The organism is Variovorax sp. W1I1, from assembly GCF_030815625.1.
GTDB lineage: Bacteria > Pseudomonadota > Gammaproteobacteria > Burkholderiales > Burkholderiaceae_C > Variovorax > Variovorax paradoxus_C.
On the sequence record NZ_JAUSWZ010000001.1, the window covers coordinates 4,118,714 to 4,135,127 of the forward strand.

Genomic DNA, 16,414 nt, shown 5'->3' on the forward strand with positions numbered 1-16,414 from the left:
CACGCCATGAACACGCCCCGTCGCCTCCTCCTCGCCGCCGCGCTCTGCGCTGCATTGCCCACCGCCGCACTCGCGCAGGCCTGGCCGACCGCCAAGCCCATCACGCTGATCGTTCCGTACACGGCCGGCGGCAGCGTGGACGTCAACGCGCGCCTCGTCGCCCAGCGACTGGGCGAACGGCTCAAGCAATCGGTCGTGATCGACAACGTGAGCGGCGCGGGCGGCGCCATCGGCGTGGCCAAGGCCGTGAATGCGGCGCCCGATGGCTACACCCTGGTGGTCGGGCCCGACAGCGCGATCGCCATCGGCAAGCTGGTGAACCCGACGGCCTTTCGCTTCGATCCGCTGAAGGACCTGGCGCCGGTCGGCCTGCTCAATACCGCGCCGATGGTGCTGGTCGCGCGGCCCGGCCTCGAGGCGCAGACCTTCGCCGACTTCGTGAAGCTCGCCAAGGCCAAACCCGGCCAGTACAACTACGCGACCTCGGGCGTGGGCACGGTGCTGCAGCTGGCGATGGAACTGCTCAAGGAGCGCAGCGGCATCTTCGTCACGCACGTGCCCTACCGCGGCGGCGCGCAGATCGCCACCGACGTGATCGGCAACCAGGTCGACCTCGCGATGCTGGTGAGCACCAGCGCCATTCCGCATGTGAACGGCAAGCGCCTGAAGGCGCTGGGCATCACCAGCAACAAGCGCCTGGCCGCGTTGCCCGGCGTGCCCACCTTCGACGAGATGCCGGGCTTGAAGGGCTTCGACATGGTGAGCTGGACGGGCATCTTCGCGCCCGCGAAAACGCCGCCGGCCGTGGTTGCGCAGATCAACCAGGAACTCAATGCGGTGCTGCAGGAGGAAGGGGTGCGCTCCAAGCTGATGGAGCAAGGCGCACTGCCGGGGAGCGGCACGCCGGAATCGTTCGGGAAGTTCGTGCAGGCCGAATACGCCCGCAATCAGAAGATCGTGCAGACCGCGAACATCAAAGAGTGATGGTTGCGGCCGCGCCGGCAGGTCAGCCGGTCTTGCTCTCGTCTTCCGCCGGCCAGTCGCGGATGTACGCCTTGAGCATCTTGTTCTCGAAGTTCTGGCTGTCCACCACGGCCTTGGCCACGTCGTAGAAGCTGATCACGCCCATCAACATGCGCTTGTCCATCACGGGCATGTAGCGCGCGTGGCGCTCCAGCATGATGCGGCGGATTTCGTCGAGGTCGGTTTCCAGGGTGCAGGTGACAGGGGCATCGTCCATCGCCTTGCGCACCAGCGTGGTCCCGACCTGGCCGCCGTTGTTGACGATGGCCACGATCACCTCGCGGAAGGTGAGCATGCCGACCAGATCGCCGTGTTCCATGACCACCAGTGAGCCGATGTCCTTTTCCGCCATGGTGGTGGCGGCTTCTGCCAGCAGGTCGTCTGGCGTGATGGTGAAGAGCGTGTTGCCCTTGACGCGAAGGATGTCGCTGACTTTCATCGTGTGCTCCTCTCGGACTCTCGAACTCTCTTGCTGGGCGGGGTGCCGATTTGAATATAGCCCACAATCGACGCCGACCTGAACGCCCCTGTCGCCCACGCATGCTTTGCAGACGTAACGGGGCTTTGCGAGAGACAACAGAAAGGCCCTCATGCCCGGTTATTCCGACCCCGGTTTCGACACCCTCGCGCTGCACGCCGGCGCCTCGCCCGACCCCGCCACCGGCGCGCGGGCGGTGCCGATCCACCTGACCACCTCCTTCGTCTTCGAGTCCAGCGACCACGCGGCCGCGCTCTTCAACCTGGAGCGCGCGGGCCATGTGTATTCGCGCATCAGCAACCCGACCAACGCGGTGCTGGAGCAGCGGGTGTCTGCCCTCGAAGGCGGTATCGGCGCCATCGCCACCGCGAGCGGACAGGCCGCGCTGCACCTGTCGATCGCCACGCTGATGGGCGCGGGCTCGCACATCGTGGCCAGCACCGCCCTCTACGGCGGCTCGCAGAACCTGCTGCACTACACGATGCGCCGCTTCGGCATCGACACCACCTTCGTGAAGCCCGGCGACCTCGACGGCTGGCGCGCCGCGGTGCGGCCCGAGACCAAGCTCTTCTTCGGCGAGACCGTGGGCAACCCGGGGCTGGACGTGCTCGACATCCCCGCCGTGAGCGACATCGCGCACGAAGCCGGCGTGCCGCTCCTGGTCGATTCGACGCTGACCTCGCCCTACCTCATCAAGCCCTTCGACTGGGGCGCCGACCTGGTCTATCACTCGGCGACCAAGTTCCTCTCGGGCCACGGCACGGTGATCGGCGGGATCGTGGTCGATGGCGGCGGTTTCGACTGGGAGAAGTCGGGCAAGTTCGCCGAACTCACGCAGGCGTACGACGGCTTCCACAACATGGTCTTCAGCGAGGAAAGCACCGTCGGCGCCTTCCTGCTGCGCGCGCGGCGCGAAGGCCTGCGCGACTTCGGCGCCTCGATGAGCCCGCACACCGCGTGGCTGATATTGCAGGGCATCGAGACGCTGCCGCTGCGCATGGAGCGGCACATCGACAACACGCAGAAGGTGGTCGAGTTCCTCGCGACACATCCGTTCGTCTCGCGCGTGGGGCATCCGCTGATCGAATCGCACCCCAGCCATGCGCTCGCGCAAAAGCTGCTGCGCCACGGCGCGCGCGGCGCGGGTGCAGTGTTCAGCTTCGACATCAAGGGCAGCCGCACGCAGGGCAAGGCCTTCATCGAGACGCTCAAGCTCTTCAGCCACCTGGCCAACGTGGGCGACTGCCGCAGCCTGGTGATCCATCCGGCGAGCACCACGCACTTCCGCATGACCGATGAAGCACTCGCGGGCGCGGGCATTTCGCAGGGCACGATCCGCCTGTCGATCGGCCTGGAAGACCCGGCCGACCTGATCGACGACCTGAAGCGCGCACTCAAGGCCGCGGAAAAGGCGGGTGCCTGACATGCACTACACCGTCAACGGCCACGCCACCTACTGCTACACCGGCGGCAAGCCCTTCGATGCGGCAAAGCCCACCGTCGTGTTCATCCATGGCGTGCTCAACGACCACAGCGTGTGGATCCTGCAGAGCCGCTGGTTCGCCAACCACGGCTGGAACGTGCTGGCGGTCGACCTGCCCGGCCATTGCAAGAGCGAAGGCCCACCGCCCGCGAGCGTGGAAGAGGCGGCGCAGTTCGTCATCGCGCTGCTCGACGCGGCCGGCGTGCAGAAGGCCGCGCTGGTCGGCCACAGCTTCGGCTCGCTGATCGCGCTCGAAGCGGCCTCGCGCGCGCCTGATCGCGTGACGCATCTCGCGCTGGTCGGCACGGCGTATCCGATGGTGGTGTCGCCCGCGTTGCTCGACGGTGCGCTGAACGATCCGCAACGTGCCATCGCGATGGTCAACACCTTCTCGCATTCGCTGCTCGCCCCGCCGCCCTCGTCGCTCGGCCCCGGCACCTGGCTCTACGGCAGCTCGCGCGCGCTGATGCGCCGCGTGCTCGCGAGCAACCGCGCGCACAACGTGTTCCACATCGGCTTCAAGGCCTGCAACGACTACGCGAACGGCGAAGCCGCGATGGAAGCGGTGCAATGCCCGGTGCTGTTCCTGCTCGGCGATGCCGACCAGATGACGCCGGCGCGCGCCACCAAGGCGCTGGTCGGCAAGGCGCGTCATGCGAAGGTGGTGACCGTGCGTGCCGGCCACGCGCTGATGAGCGAGGCGCCGGACGAGACGCTGTTCGCGCTGCGCGACTTCATGAGCGCAACGGCCGCCTGAGCGTCCTTACTCCACCGCGATGCCCGCGCGGTGCGCCAGCGCGCGGTAGCGCGGGATCTCTCTTTCGACCTGCTGCTGGAAGGCGGCCGCGCCGACCATCGTCGGTTCGATGCCTTGCGCGCGCAGTTGCGCCTGCAATGCGGGGCTGGCCAGCGTGTCGGACATGGCGCGCGTGAGCCTCGCGAGCACGGGCGCCGGTGTGTGAGCGGGCGCGGCAACGCCGTACCAGGCGTCGAAGCTGGCCTCGGGCAAGCCCTGCTCCGCCAGCGTGCGCACGCCGGGCAAAAGACCGGATCGCGCGGCGCCCACGATGCCCAGCGCGCGCACCTTGCCGGAACGCGCATGCGGTGCGACCGAGGCCACGGTGTCGATGCCCAGGTCCACTTCCCCGCCGATCACCGCCACCATCGCCTGGCTGCTGCCCCGGTACGGGATGTCCTGCAGCCGGATGCCCGCGGCCAGCGCGAACAGTTCGCCGGTGAGGTGCGACCCAGAGGCATTGCCGAAGGTGGCGTAGCGGATCTGCCCGGGGCGCGCCGTGGCCGCGCCCACCAGCTCGGAAAGCGAGTGCCACGGCGTGGTACCGCCCGCGAACAGCACCAGCGGCACCCGCGCGACGATGGCAATGGGCGCCAGGTCGCGCGACGGGTTGTAGGCGCGGGCGGCGCGCAGTGCCGGATTCACGCTGTAGCTGGTGGAGGCCGCCAGCAGCAGCGTGTAGCCGTCGGGCCTTGCGCGGGCCGCCATCTCGGTGCCGATGAGCGTGGAGGCGCCGGGCTTGTTGTCGATCACGACGGGCTGGCCCAACTGCTGCGACAGGGTGCGGCCGATCATCCGTGCCACGATGTCCGTGCCGCCGCCCGCTGCGAAGGGAACGACGAGGCGGATCGGCTTCTGCGGCCAGGTGTTCTGCGCTACCGCTGTAGCTGCGGCTGCCACCGCTGGATGCGCCACCAGCGCCGCGCCGGAGGCTCCGCAAAGAAGCAGCCGGCGCGAGATGCCGGAGGCAGTCTCTTTCAAGGCGGGGGCGGACATGGGCACGGAAGAACGCGGGTCCGCGGCCAGTCGCGAGGGTCAGTCGGTCAACGCAGCGCGTTGATGTCCGCCGGGTCGAGCACCACCTTCGGCGCGCCGCTGCGGGCCAGGGCCAGCATGGCGAGGCCGATCTGCTCGGTGGTCGTCACCTTGTCCGGCCGGAGCCGGTAGGCGAGGCTCAGGAGCGGCGCGATCACCACGTAGATGCCGTGGTACAGCGGCGTCTTGGAGCGCGCGCCGTGCAGCGGCTGAATCACGCCGGGGCGGAACATGTACGCCGCCTTGAACGGCAGGCGCAGCAGGGCGTTCTCGGTCGCACCCTTCACCCGTGCCCACATGCTGCCGCCGCGCTCGCTGCTGTCGGTGCCGGCACCCGTCACGTAGGTGAAGGTCATGCCCGGGTTGAGCCGCGCGAGCACGGTGGCCGCGGCCATCGTGAGGTCGTAGGTGACGCGGCGGTAGTCGTCTTCCTTCGTGCCGACCGACGACACGCCCAGGCAGAAGAAGCAGGCGTCGAAGCCCTGCAACTGCGGCTCGATGGCCGAATAGTCGTACATGTCCTTCACGACCACGTCCTGCAGCTTGGGATGCTGCTGCCCGGTCGCACTGCGCCCGACCGCGACCACGCGCTTCACGTCAGGCGCCAGCAGGCACTCGCGCAGCACGCCCTGCCCCACCATGCCGGTGGCGCCGAAGATGAGGATGTTCATGGAAGGAAGGGGCCGGTTAAACCGAGAAGGTCGCCGGCTTCTTGTTCAGCACGGCAAGCAGCAGATCGACGTCGAGGCTCGATGGCTGCGGCGATTGCAGCGCGCCGAGCATGCGCGACAGCATTTCGGCATGCGGCAGCAGCGGGCCCAGGAAGCGCGTGCCGTCGGCACCGGCGACCAGGAGCGTGGGGAAGGTCTCCACGTCGAAGCCGTCGGCGATGTCGGCGTGGTCCTCGATGTCGACCCAGCCGAAGCGCAGCTGCGGATGCGCGCGCGCCACCTGCTCGAACAGCGGCCGGTACTCGCGGCAGGTGCCGCACCATTCGGCGCACAGGCAGACGACCCACAACGGGTCGGCGGCGGAATCGGTGGCTGTGGGCAGGGCGCTCAAGGCTGATGCGTCAGTGGTGTGAAGGAGAGCCGGGGTGGTGCGGCCAGGGGGTCGTGGCTATTATGGACAAAGCCCGCACAAAAGGCGCTCCAGCGCCAAGGAGACCCGCACGATGACCACCACGACTGCCCCGGAATCTGCCGTCGATCCGCGCCGTTTCAAGAGCTTCGCGGAGTTCTACCCGTTCTACCTGACCGAGCACGCCAACCGCACTTGTCGCCGCCTGCACTTCGCGGGCTCGACGCTCTCGCTGCTGTGCCTCGTGGCGCTGGTGGTCACGCTCAACCCGTGGTGGCTGCTGGCCGGCGTGCTGGTCGGCTATGCCTTCGCTTGGGTCGGGCACTTCGGCTTCGAGAAGAACAAGCCGGCCTCGTTCAAGCGCCCGCTCTATTCCTTCATGGGCGACTGGGCGATGTACCGCGACATCTGGCTGGGCAAGGTCAAGATTTGAGTCGCGCTACTAGATCAGCAGCACGTCGCCGAGACGCAGCGACCTCAGCGGCCCCTTCTGCCAGAGGTCTTCGAGCGGCTCGGCCTGCGGCATCAGCAGTTCCTTGAGCAGCGGCTCGATCGGCGTCGACGGGTCGGCCAGCAGCACGTAGCGCGGGTCCTCGTTGGCGGGCTCTTCGGCCAACGGGGCGATCCAGTCGAGCGCCACCAGCGTCTCCAGCACCGGAAGGAGCTGCAGGGTGTCGACCCGCATGCGCGTCACCAGCTCGGTCGCCCCCATGCCCTTGGCCGGCGTGGCCTGGGCACGCGCCAGGTGCTGCAACGTTTCCATGGCGAGTTGCAGCGGCCAGCCGGCAGCACCGCCGCGGCGCGCCACCCCCGTCAGCAAACTCGGGAGGTACGCGGCAATCACCGCACCGAGCAGCACGATCACCCACGCCACGTAGATCCACACCAGCAGGATCGGGAAGGTGGCGAACGCTCCGTACAACACCGAATAGGTCGGCACCAGGCTCAGGTAATAGGCCAGCACGCGCTTGGCGATCTCGATGGCCGCCGCCACGAAGATGCCGCCGGCCCAGGCATGCGACCAGCGCACGTTGGTGTTGGGCACGTAGTGGTAGAGCGAGGCCATGCCGACCGCCAGCAGCGCGAATTCGAAGGTGTCGAAGAACAGCTTGACCATGCCGCGCCCCACCACGTCGCTCGTGGCCGAGACCACGTACGAGGTGGTCGACAGGCTCACCGCGAGGATGAGCGGCCCGAGCGTGATGGCGGCCCAGTAGATCAGCACCCGCTGCGCAAACGGCCGCGGCGTGCGCACGCGCCAGATGTTGTTGAGCGTCTTGTCGATCGTGAGGATCAGCGCAATGGCGGTGATCAGCAGCACGATCAAACCTGCGATGCCCAGGCCGCTCGCCTTGCTCGCGAACTGGTTCAGGTAGCCGAGCACCTGGCGCGCGATGTTCTCGGGGATCAGGCTCTCGATGAGCCAGCGCTGCAGGCGGCCCTGCATCTTGGCGAACATCGGGAACACGGTGAAGAGCGCGAGCGCCACCGTGAAGAACGGGACCATCGCGATGGTGGTGGTGAACGTCAGGCTGCTGGCGGTCAAACCGAGGCGGTCTTCGCGAAATCGCTCGCCCAATACCGCAGCGGTGTTGCGCCACGGAAAACGCGAAAGATCCCTCCAAAGCTGCCGACGATTCATGGCCGGTATCATGCCATCCGCTCTTCAATGCGCCGCCTTCCACCGGGCGCCCTCTCCTTCGTCGCACCGTGACCGCCACCCCGCTCCCGCCCTCTTCCGTCCGCGCCACCCGATGGCTTGCCGTGGGCAGCCTCGTCGGCCTGATCGTGCTGGGCCTGGCCTGGGAGTTGTGGCTTGCCCCGCTGCGGCCCGGTGGCTCGCTGCTGGCGCTCAAGGTACTGCCGCTCGTGATTCCGCTCGCGGGGCTCTACAAGAACCGCATGTACACCTACCGCTGGGTCAGCCTGATGATCTGGCTCTATTTCACCGAGGGCGTGGTGCGCGCCTGGAGCGACACCAACGGCGTGGGGCAGGTGCTCGCGCTCATCGAGGTGCTGCTGTGCTTGGTGCTCTTCGCGGCCTGCGCGTGGCATGTGCGCCTGCGCCTCCGCCATGCCAAGACTGCCGCTGCCGCCCGTCAACTGGAGACTTCCGCCCAATGACTTCTTCTGCTTCCGCCACCGCATTGATCGACCAACTGCGCGCCATCGTCGGCGCCTCGCATGTGCTCAACGAGGGCGACCTCACCGCCTACGAGCAGGACTGGCGCAAGCGCTCGCGCGGCAAGTCGCTCGCGGTGGTGCGCCCGGCCAATGCGCAGCAGGTGGCCGACGTGGTCAAGGCCTGCGCCGCGGCCGGCACGGCCATCGTGCCGCAGGGCGGCAACACCGGTCTGGCGGTCGGCTCCATTCCCGACGACAGCGGCACGCAGGTGGTGCTGAGTCTCCAGCGCCTGAACACGATCCGCACCTTCGACGCCGCCAACCTCACGATGACCGTCGAGGCCGGCTGCATCCTTCAGACGCTGCAGGAGGCCGCGGAGAAAGAGGGCTACCTCTTCCCGCTGAGTCTCGCGGCCGAAGGCAGCTGCACCATCGGCGGCAACCTCGCGACCAACGCGGGCGGCACGCAGGTCGTGCGCTACGGCAACACGCGCGAGCTGTGCCTGGGCCTCGAAGTGGTCACGCCGCAGGGCGAGATCTGGGAAGGCACCAGCGGCCTTCGCAAGGACAACACCGGCTACGACCTTCGCGACCTCTTCGTCGGCAGCGAAGGCACGCTGGGCATCATCACCGCCGCGACCATGAAGCTCTACCCGCTGCCAGCCGCGCAGCTCACGGCCTGGGCCGCGGTGCCTTCGCTCGACCACGCGGTCACGCTGCTGGGCCTCGCGCACAAGCACCTGGGCTCGGGGCTCACGGGCTTCGAGGTGATGGGCAAGTTCGCGCTGAGCCTGGTCGACAAGCACATGCCGCAACTGCGCGTGCCCTTCATCGGCGACGAAGCGGTGCCCTACTGCGTGCTGCTGGAGAACTCCGACAGCGAATCGGAAGACCATGCGCGTGCCCGCTTCGAGGCGCTGCTGGAGACCGCCTTCGAGGACGGCTGCGTCACCGACGCGGTGGTGGCCGAGAACCTCACGCAGGCGCACCAGCTCTGGCACATCCGCGAGAGCATTCCGCTCGCGCAAGCCGAGGAAGGCCTGAACATCAAGCACGACATCTCGATTCCGGTGTCGCGCATTCCGGCCTTCGTGGCGGAAACCGATGCGCTGCTGCAGCGCGAGATCGCCGGCGTGCGGCTCGTGAACTTCGGGCACCTGGGCGACGGCAACCTGCACTACAACGTGCAGGCGCCGGAGAACATCGACACCAAGGCCTTCTTGAAGAACGAGGAAGACCGCATCAACACGCTGGTGTACGACGCGGTCGAGAAGTTCGGCGGCTCGTTCTCGGCCGAGCATGGCGTGGGCTCGCTCAAGGTCGACAAGCTCGAGAAGCACAAGTCGCCGGTGGCGCTGGAAATGATGCGGGCGATCAAGCGCGGGCTCGATCCGAAGAACACGCTGAACCCCGGACGCGTGATCCGCGTCTAGCCCGGAAAGTCTTCGCCGCGCAACTCGATCGGCTGCCCATGCGGCGTCCGGTCGGCCGCGTGATCCCAGGCGTGGCGGTAGCGCGCGAGTTCGTCGCCTGAGCTCGCGCCCTTGCGGGCTACGAGGCCTTCGAGCGCGGCGAGCCAGTGGCGGTAGTAGGTGTCGCCGGTGTCGGGGTCGCCAGCGGCTTGCGCGGTGGAGATCTCCGCGGCGAGCGCCTCGGCCCACTCGACCCAGGTGAACAGGCCGCGTTCATGCAGCGCCAGCGTCATCGCGAAGGCCTGTGCTTCCCAGGGCTCCTTGAACACCGGGCCGTCGGCGTCGCGTGGCATGCCCGGCGCGAGCGGCATGTCCCCGGTCATGCGACCGCTTCCAGATAGCTTTCCCACGCATCGACCGACACTGAAAGGTTCTGTGGCGTCGCTTGCTCGCCCCAGAGTTCAGCCTCCTCGAAGACCACCGTGTACAGCCACTGCGGCTGTTCGCCCAGCCCTTGCGCATGTGCATCGGCGAACACATGCGCGCCGTGGACATGCTCGATCGTGCCGCGCTTGCCCTGCACATAGCCCGGCAGCCGCGTGTGATGGTCGACCTTGCCCAAGTGCATGCGCACCGCCTGCCCGACGGCGAAGCGCGCCGGGCCCGACTCGGGGCGTTCGGTGGGCGAGCCCTTGGCGAGCACGGTGGGCACGTTCGCGGCCGGCAGCACGCGGGCGACCGGCGCGGGCGGATGCTTCATCTCGCCGGACGCGATCTCGTCGGGGAATACCTGCGCGCGCTGCAGCATCAACTGCTCCAGCGCGCCGAGCCAGATCTGGTAGTAGCTCAGGTCGCGGTAGTTGGGCAGCGTCTCGCGCACGGCCCGGCTCGCATCGATGTTCCAGGAGCCGGTCGCGCCCATCGCCAGCGTGAGCGCAAGCGCGCGCGGCTCCCAGTCGGCGTGGAACAGTTCGCCCTCGGGCTCCGGCGTGACCGGCCCGAAGCCGGGCTGGCCGCCGAGGTCGGCATGCGTGACGTAGCTCATGCGGCGCTCCCGGCAGAAGGCGCTTCCACCAGCCGGGTGCCGATCATCGAATCGCGCGAGACCAGCGCGGCGAGCTCTTCCTCGCTCCAGCCCTCGGTGCCGGCGGGCCGCTGCGGAATCACGAGGTAGCGCACCTCGGCGGTCGAATCCCAGACGCGGATGCGCGTGGTCTCGGGCAGCGTGGTGCCGAAGTCGGCCAGCACGCCGCGCGGGTCCTTCACGGCGCGCGAGCGGTAGGGCGCGCTCTTGTACCAGGTGGGCGGCAAGCCGAGCACGGGCCAGGGGTAGCAACTGCAGAGAGTGCAGACGACCATGTGGTGCTGGTCGCCCGTGTTCTCCACCGCCACCATGTGCTCGCCCTGTCGGCCGGTATAGCCGAGCGAGGCGATGGCGGCCGTGGCATCGGCCATCAGCCAGTCGTGGAACTCGCGGTCGACCCAGGCCCGCGCCACCACCCGTGCACCGTTGCGCGGGCCGATGCGGGTCTGGTAGGTGTCGATCAGTGCGTCGAGCGCGGCGGGGTCGATGTAGCCCTTCTGCGTGAGCACGCTTTCGAGGGCGCGAACCCGCAGGTCCATCTCGCCGAGTTCGCTGTGGTCGTGGCCGTGTTCTTGGCCGTGTTCTTGGCCGTGTTCTTGGCCGTGTTCGTGGCCGTTCGTGGGGTGGTCTTGGCTCATGGCCGCCATGCTAAGCCCGGGCACTTAAAATTCGAAAACCCGCCTCTGAGAGCCCCTCTTGCCATGACCTCCACGCCCACCCGCCCCGTCCGCTCCCAGTACGAAGATTTCATGCGCCACGTGGACACCCACGGCGTGTTCAAGAGCGACCGCACCGGCACGGGCACCAAGAGCGTGTTCGGCCACCAGATGCGCTTCGACCTGAACGAAGGCTTTCCGCTGGTGACCACGAAGAAGGTGCACCTCAAATCCATCATTCAAGAACTGCTGTGGTTCCTGACCGGCTCGAGCAACAACAACTGGCTCAAGGAACGCGGCGTCAGCATCTGGGACGAATGGGCGCGCGAAGACGGCGACCTGGGCCCGGTGTACGGCGTGCAGTGGCGCAGCTGGCCCACGCCCGATGGCGGCCACATCGACCAGATTTCCGACGTCATCAAGACGCTGAAGACCAACCCCGATTCGCGCCGCATCATCGTGAGCGCCTGGAACGTGGCCGAGCTCTCGAAGATGGCGCTGATGCCGTGTCACGCGTTCTTCCAGTTCTACGTGGCGCCGCCGCAGGCTGAAGGCGAGCGCGGCAAGTTGAGCTGCCAGCTCTACCAGCGCAGCGCCGACATCTTCCTCGGCGTGCCCTTCAACATCGCGAGTTACGCGCTCCTCACGCACATGGTCGCGCAGCAGTGCGACCTCGACGTGGGCGACTTCATCTGGACCGGCGGCGATTGCCACATCTACAGCAACCACGCCGAGCAGGTGAAGCTGCAGCTGAGCCGCGATCCGTATCCGTACCCCACGCTCAACATCAAGCGCAAGCCCGATTCGATCTTCGACTACCAGTACGAAGACTTCGAGGTGCTCGACTACAAGCACGGCGATCCGATCAAGGCGCCTGTGGCTGTCTGAGCGACCCGAGCGACCCAAGCCACATGACCGAGCCCCGCATCAACCTCATCTACGCCCGCGCCGCCAACGGCGTCATCGGCGCCAACGGCACGATCCCCTGGCACTTGCCCGAGGACATGGCGCACTTCAAGCAGAAGACCGCCGGCGCGCCGGTGATCATGGGCCGCAAGACCTGGGACTCGCTGCCGCCGCGCTTTCGCCCGCTGCCGGGACGGCAGAACATCGTGGTCACGCGGCAGGCCGACTGGCGCGCCGAGGGTGCGCTGCCGGTGGGCAATTTGCGCGATGCGCTCTCGCTTTGCCTGGAGGCGGCATCGCCCGAGGTGTGGGTGATCGGCGGCGCGCAGATCTATGCCGAGGCCGAGCCGTTGGCACAACGCGCGGTCGTGACCGAAATCGCTCGCGACTACGAAGGCGATGCGCATGCGCCGGTGCTCGACGGCGCGGCATGGCGCGAGACGCAGCGCGAATCGCACGTCTCTGCCAAGGACGGCCTGGCCTTCAGCTTCGTGACCTACGAACGCACCGCGCCCACGCACGCATGAGCGACGAGCGCCCCGCCCTTCCGCCCGCGCCGCAATTGAAGCGCCGGTCCGTGGTGATGGGTGCGGCCTTGCTCGCAGGCCTCGCGCCGCTGCAAGCGCTGCAGGCCGCCGAACCCCTTGAGCCCGATGAAGAGGCGCTCTTCATGCCTGGTACGGCGCGCCCCACCGCCGACGGCCGGATCGAGGTCGACATCCACGCCTGGATCTTCGAGCGCGAGCGGCGCTGGGGCCTCAACGCCGCGCTCGCGCGCTACCTAGGGCTGAGCCTCAAGACGCTCTCGCCCGCGGCACGGCTGCGCTTCAACCAGCGCACCGCGCTGTTCCACACGGAGTCCGAAGAAGGCAAGCTGATCGACGTCGTCTTCGACGGCACGCAGACCCGCGTGAAGATGCCGCCTTCGACGGCGGACGGCCGCACCAACCTGCGCGTGGTGGTCGACGCGCCGCGCACCGCCGCGCCGGTGCAGTGGCTGCAGTTCCACGGCGTGACGGGGCCGGGCGAACTGCTGCACCGCTTCAGGGGCCAGGCGCTCGTGGTGCCGCCGGAAGGCGTGTCCGTGATCTCGGACATCGACGACACCATCAAGCGCACGCAGGTACGCGACCGCCGCGAGATGCTGCTGAACACCTTCGCGCGGCGCTTCGAGGCGGCACCGCGCATGGCCGCGTACTACCGCGCGCTGGCGCAGGTGCCGGACACGCGTTTTCACTACCTCTCGGCGAGTCCGATCCAGCTCTATCCGGCGCTCGCGGATTTCGTTCGCGACAACGACTTCCCGGCCGGCAGCATGCATCTGCGCGAGAGCACGACATGGCGCACGCTGATCCCCGGCGCCGAGGATTCGCGCGCGCACAAGCTCGGCGTGATCGACCGATTGCTCACCGAATTTCCGCAGCGCCGCTTCGTGCTCGTGGGCGATTCGGGCGAGGCCGATCCGGAAATCTACGCGCAGGTGTACCGCGCGAATCCGCAGCGCATCGACAGCATCGTGATCCGCGACGTGACCGACGAAGGCCGCCTCTCCGATCGCTACCGCGCGACCTTCGAAGGCATCGACGCGGTGCTCTGGCACATCCTCATGCCCGACACCACCGCGTGGCCGCTTCAGGCCAGCAGATAAAAACCTGCTGCACTGCAGCGGCAAACGGTTGCGCTTGTACTGCGCGCACAAAGTGAAAACTTCCGTACGAGCGTGAAAGGGCATGCCCACCGCAGGGATTAGCCACAGCTAATTGTTTGTGCGCACAATGTTCGAACCGCCATCAAGACAAGGAGACGGCTCATGTCCATGGAGTTTCTTCGGGTGATTTCCGAGCAGAGATTGCCCTACGTCGTTCACACGCCCGCAGACATCGACAGGCTGCGTGTGCTGCGTGCGGCCGATCTGGTCACTGCCTTCATACCGCCTTCCGAGCGTGCGCCGGATGAGCGTGCGATACGGCAACTGGCCCAGGTCGAATCGATCACCGCGAAGGGCAAGCTGGCACTGAACAAGGCCACGTCCGCATTCATCGAGTTGTGAACTCAGCAGCCTTTCAGGGCTGCGCATCCGCCAGCGGATGGCTGGCCGAATAGCGTTCCAGAAACAGATAGAGCACGATCCCGCCGGCCAGCGGCAACAGGTAGTAAAGCGCGCGATACGCGAGCACCGCGCCCATCACTGCGCCCTGCTTCACCGAACCCGAAAGCAGCGCGAGGTACACCGCTTCGAGCACGCCTAGGCCCGCGGGAATCGGCGTGATCACCCCCACGATCGATGCCGCCAGCAGCACGCCCAGCGTGGTCGTGTACGGCACCTGCTGACCGAGCAGCAGGTACATCGCAGAACCCATCAACGCCCAGTTCGATGCCGACAGCGCGAGCTGCACCAATGCGAGCCGTGCGGAAGGCAGCTTCAGCCGCCGGTGCCGCACGCGCCATTCGCGGCCGCGCAGGACCGCGCAGGCCACGACATACGCAACGGCCAGCAGGATCATCACGACGCCGATGGCGCGCAGCGCACCGGGACCGATAGGCGCCCGGCCCGGCGGCGCGATGGCGCCCGCCGCGAACAGGCCGCCCGCCAGCAGGCCGTAGCCGAGCCAGTTGGTCGCAAGGCTGATCCCGACGATCTGCGCCACGGTGGTTTCGTCCAGCCCCGCACGCGCATAGAGACGCGCCCGCATCGCGACACCGCCGACCAGCGAGCCGAGGTTCAGGTTGAACGCATAGCTGGTGACCGCGATGGCCCAGGTGCGCCAGCGCGGCAGCGCGTGGCGTGTGTGCCGCCGGCCGATCAGGTCGAAGCAGCCATACAGCGCATGGCTCGCGGTGGCGAGCCCCAGCACGCCGAGCAGCAGCCAGGGGGAATAGCGTTGCAGCGCATGCCATGCGCCGGCCCAGTCGACCTTGTGCGCATGCGACAGCAAGAGCCCGAGGATGGCGATGCCGACCAGCGGCAACACCCAGCGGCGGCTGCGCTGCCAGAGCGATGCCGATGTGGCGGACTCGCGGGAAGGTTCAGTGCTGGCGCTGGCGGTGGCTGCGTTGCCGTTCATGGGCGCGACCCTGGACCGCGGCGTCAGGACTTGCTCTCGCGCGATTTCTCCGCTTTTTGCGGCGTCTTGTCTTCCGCCGAGCCCGGGTCCTCGAGCTTGCGGTTGACCACCTTCTTCATCATCTCCTCGCCTTCGGTGTCTCGCCCGTCGCTGGGCACGGACTCCTCTTGCGTGACCTCGGGCTCCTCGTGGGTGGGGGCTTTGGTTCTGGAACTCATGGGAAATCTCCTGTGGAACACCCGAGTGTCCAGAGGCGCGGCGCCCGGTTCGCCAGCCGGCGACGACGGGGAATGCAGGACATCGCCCCGAGTGCGGGCCCCGCGAAGAAGGCTGGCTAAGGCGCGCCGGCGCCGCCGACCAACTGCCACAGCGCCTCGGCCACCGGCGTCATGACGGCGAGTTGACGGTACAGCCGGATGTCCACCGGCACCCGCCAGCCGCCCGCGCCCGCATCGACGAGGGCCCCGATGCGCAGGTCGTCCGCCACCAGGCTCATCGGCAGCCACGCGAGGCCGCGGCCTTCGAGCGCCATGGTCCTGAGCAGCGCGGCATGGTGCGCCGTGAAGACCACCGACAGCGAGGGCGCGAAGTCCTTGCCGAACTCGTTGTCCTGGATCGACCGCATGATCCGCCCGAGTCCCGAGGCCTCGCTGTAGGCCAGCACCGAAGGCGACTGCTGCGCGCCGAGCGCATGCCGGGGCGCACCGTCGGCATCGGGGGCCGCGACCGGCACCAGCACGTCATCGCTGAGGCGCTGCACCGGGTACTGCGCGTCGTCGAGCCGGCCCGGTGCGCGGGCATGGCCGTGGCACAGCACGAACTGCACGCGGCGCTGCAGCATCAGGTCTTCGCAGGCGCGAGAGCTGTCGGAGATGGTCTGGATCGGCCCCATGCTCAGGCCCGCCTCGACGCTCGCCAGCCAGCGTGGGAAAAAGGTGAGCGACAGCACATGCGTGGCGGCGAAGCTCAGGCTCGCCGCGGCCAGGTCGTGCGCAGCCCGGGTCTTGATGCGGGCCGCCTCGAGGCCAGCGAGCACCTCCTGCAGCAGCGGCTGGAAGCGCCTGCCCGCGGGCGTCAGCGCGGCCGGATGCGCACTGCGGTCGAACAGGTCGACGCCCACCCATTCCTCCAGCGCGCGGATGTGCCGGCTGAAGGCGGGCTGGGCAATGGAGCGCGCCTCTGCTGCGCGAGAGAAGTTGCCGGTCTCGGCCAGGGCCAGGAAATCTTCCAGCCATTCCATGTCGAGCGGTCGGTTGCCGGGGCCCATGCGCG

At 67.9% G+C, this 16,414-nt stretch carries 21 protein-coding genes; 10 read left to right on the forward strand and 11 right to left on the reverse strand.

Annotated elements, in window-relative coordinates:
- The first annotated feature begins 6 nt into the window (after window positions 1-6).
- Window positions 7-984, forward strand: coding sequence for a tripartite tricarboxylate transporter substrate binding protein (locus QFZ83_RS19345; protein ID WP_206178116.1), 978 nt, complete (start codon window positions 7-9; stop codon window positions 982-984).
- A gap of 22 nt (window positions 985-1,006) precedes the next feature.
- Here the strand turns inward: QFZ83_RS19345 and QFZ83_RS19350 are convergent, their stop codons facing one another.
- On the reverse strand, window positions 1,007-1,462 hold the full coding sequence (locus tag QFZ83_RS19350) for a CBS domain-containing protein (RefSeq protein ID WP_013540276.1): 456 nt from the start codon (window positions 1,460-1,462) through the stop codon (window positions 1,007-1,009).
- Between the two features lie 151 nt (window positions 1,463-1,613).
- On the opposite strand from QFZ83_RS19350, the gene QFZ83_RS19355 reads away from it, so the two are divergent.
- On the forward strand, window positions 1,614-2,924 hold the full coding sequence (locus QFZ83_RS19355) for an O-acetylhomoserine aminocarboxypropyltransferase (RefSeq protein ID WP_307509178.1): 1,311 nt from the start codon (window positions 1,614-1,616) through the stop codon (window positions 2,922-2,924).
- A gap of 1 nt (window position 2,925) precedes the next feature.
- On the forward strand, window positions 2,926-3,741 hold the full coding sequence (locus QFZ83_RS19360; RefSeq protein ID WP_307509181.1) for an alpha/beta fold hydrolase: 816 nt from the start codon (window positions 2,926-2,928) through the stop codon (window positions 3,739-3,741).
- Window positions 3,742-3,747: 6 nt separating this feature from the next.
- Here QFZ83_RS19360 and QFZ83_RS19365 read toward each other — a convergent pair whose 3' ends face one another.
- The 3 genes from QFZ83_RS19365 to QFZ83_RS19375 are packed head-to-tail and all read right to left on the reverse strand — an operon-like array spanning window position 3,748 to window position 5,877.
- A complete protein-coding gene (locus tag QFZ83_RS19365; RefSeq protein WP_307509184.1) occupies window positions 3,748-4,776 on the reverse strand; it encodes a tripartite tricarboxylate transporter substrate binding protein in 1,029 nt (342 codons plus the stop codon).
- Between the two features lie 47 nt (window positions 4,777-4,823).
- Window positions 4,824-5,486, reverse strand: coding sequence for an NAD-dependent epimerase/dehydratase family protein (locus tag QFZ83_RS19370; protein ID WP_307509187.1), 663 nt, complete (start codon window positions 5,484-5,486; stop codon window positions 4,824-4,826).
- A gap of 16 nt (window positions 5,487-5,502) precedes the next feature.
- Window positions 5,503-5,877, reverse strand: coding sequence for a thioredoxin family protein (locus QFZ83_RS19375; protein ID WP_307509190.1), 375 nt, complete (start codon window positions 5,875-5,877; stop codon window positions 5,503-5,505).
- A gap of 112 nt (window positions 5,878-5,989) precedes the next feature.
- Between QFZ83_RS19375 and QFZ83_RS19380 the strand changes: the two genes are divergently transcribed.
- Window positions 5,990-6,328, forward strand: coding sequence for an Mpo1-like protein (locus QFZ83_RS19380; protein ID WP_013540270.1), 339 nt, complete (start codon window positions 5,990-5,992; stop codon window positions 6,326-6,328).
- A gap of 9 nt (window positions 6,329-6,337) precedes the next feature.
- Here QFZ83_RS19380 and QFZ83_RS19385 read toward each other — a convergent pair whose 3' ends face one another.
- On the reverse strand, window positions 6,338-7,549 hold the full coding sequence (locus QFZ83_RS19385) for a YihY family inner membrane protein (RefSeq protein WP_013540269.1): 1,212 nt from the start codon (window positions 7,547-7,549) through the stop codon (window positions 6,338-6,340).
- A 56-nt stretch (window positions 7,550-7,605) separates the two neighbouring features.
- Here QFZ83_RS19385 and QFZ83_RS19390 point away from each other — a divergent pair, with 56 nt between their 5' ends.
- Both QFZ83_RS19390 and QFZ83_RS19395 read left to right on the forward strand, forming a co-directional pair.
- Entirely contained in the window at window positions 7,606-8,019 is a 414-nt protein-coding gene (locus QFZ83_RS19390) for a DUF2069 domain-containing protein (protein ID WP_306877736.1), read from the forward strand.
- Window positions 8,016-9,452: an FAD-binding oxidoreductase gene (locus QFZ83_RS19395; protein WP_307509193.1), complete on the forward strand. Its 1,437-nt coding sequence runs from the start codon at window positions 8,016-8,018 to the stop codon at window positions 9,450-9,452. Before QFZ83_RS19390 ends, QFZ83_RS19395 begins: the two co-directional genes overlap by 4 nt.
- Here the strand turns inward: QFZ83_RS19395 and QFZ83_RS19400 are convergent.
- From QFZ83_RS19400 to nthA, 3 genes are read right to left on the reverse strand one after another with little or no spacing between them, the layout of a single operon-like run.
- Complete coding sequence (locus QFZ83_RS19400; RefSeq protein WP_306877739.1) at window positions 9,449-9,814, reverse strand: nitrile hydratase accessory protein; 366 nt, start codon at window positions 9,812-9,814, stop codon at window positions 9,449-9,451. The genes QFZ83_RS19395 and QFZ83_RS19400 overlap by 4 nt on opposite strands.
- A complete protein-coding gene (gene nthB, locus QFZ83_RS19405; RefSeq protein WP_306877740.1) occupies window positions 9,811-10,476 on the reverse strand; it encodes a nitrile hydratase subunit beta in 666 nt (221 codons plus the stop codon). The genes QFZ83_RS19400 and nthB overlap by 4 nt, the downstream gene beginning before the upstream one ends.
- Window positions 10,473-11,153, reverse strand: a complete 681-nt coding sequence (gene nthA / locus QFZ83_RS19410) for a nitrile hydratase subunit alpha (protein ID WP_307509196.1) — start codon at window positions 11,151-11,153, stop codon at window positions 10,473-10,475. The genes nthB and nthA overlap by 4 nt, the downstream gene beginning before the upstream one ends.
- 63 nt (window positions 11,154-11,216) lie before the next feature.
- Between nthA and QFZ83_RS19415 the strand changes: the two genes are divergently transcribed.
- From QFZ83_RS19415 to QFZ83_RS19430, 4 genes are all read left to right on the forward strand, one after another.
- A complete protein-coding gene (locus QFZ83_RS19415) occupies window positions 11,217-12,059 on the forward strand; it encodes a thymidylate synthase (RefSeq protein WP_257858733.1) in 843 nt (280 codons plus the stop codon).
- A 23-nt stretch (window positions 12,060-12,082) separates the two neighbouring features.
- Window positions 12,083-12,604 carry a dihydrofolate reductase gene (locus QFZ83_RS19420; RefSeq protein ID WP_307509201.1) on the forward strand — a complete coding sequence of 174 codons (522 nt, stop codon included), beginning with the start codon at window positions 12,083-12,085 and terminating at the stop codon, window positions 12,602-12,604.
- Window positions 12,601-13,725, forward strand: a complete 1,125-nt coding sequence (locus QFZ83_RS19425; protein ID WP_307509202.1) for an App1 family protein — start codon at window positions 12,601-12,603, stop codon at window positions 13,723-13,725. Before QFZ83_RS19420 ends, QFZ83_RS19425 begins: the two co-directional genes overlap by 4 nt.
- Window positions 13,726-13,887: 162 nt before the next feature.
- Window positions 13,888-14,127, forward strand: coding sequence for a hypothetical protein (locus QFZ83_RS19430; RefSeq protein WP_307509205.1), 240 nt, complete (start codon window positions 13,888-13,890; stop codon window positions 14,125-14,127).
- 13 nt (window positions 14,128-14,140) lie between these two features.
- Here the strand turns inward: QFZ83_RS19430 and QFZ83_RS19435 are convergent, their stop codons facing one another.
- From QFZ83_RS19435 to QFZ83_RS19445, 3 genes are all read right to left on the reverse strand, one after another.
- A complete protein-coding gene (locus QFZ83_RS19435; protein ID WP_307509208.1) occupies window positions 14,141-15,142 on the reverse strand; it encodes a lysylphosphatidylglycerol synthase domain-containing protein in 1,002 nt (333 codons plus the stop codon).
- Window positions 15,143-15,165: 23 nt separating this feature from the next.
- The gene (locus tag QFZ83_RS19440) at window positions 15,166-15,360 is read right to left on the reverse strand and encodes a hypothetical protein (protein WP_307509211.1); all 195 of its coding nucleotides are present in this window, start codon (window positions 15,358-15,360) and stop codon (window positions 15,166-15,168) included.
- A 116-nt stretch (window positions 15,361-15,476) separates the two neighbouring features.
- Complete coding sequence (locus QFZ83_RS19445; protein WP_307509214.1) at window positions 15,477-16,409, reverse strand: LysR family transcriptional regulator; 933 nt, start codon at window positions 16,407-16,409, stop codon at window positions 15,477-15,479.
- Window positions 16,410-16,414: the final 5 nt, after the last annotated feature.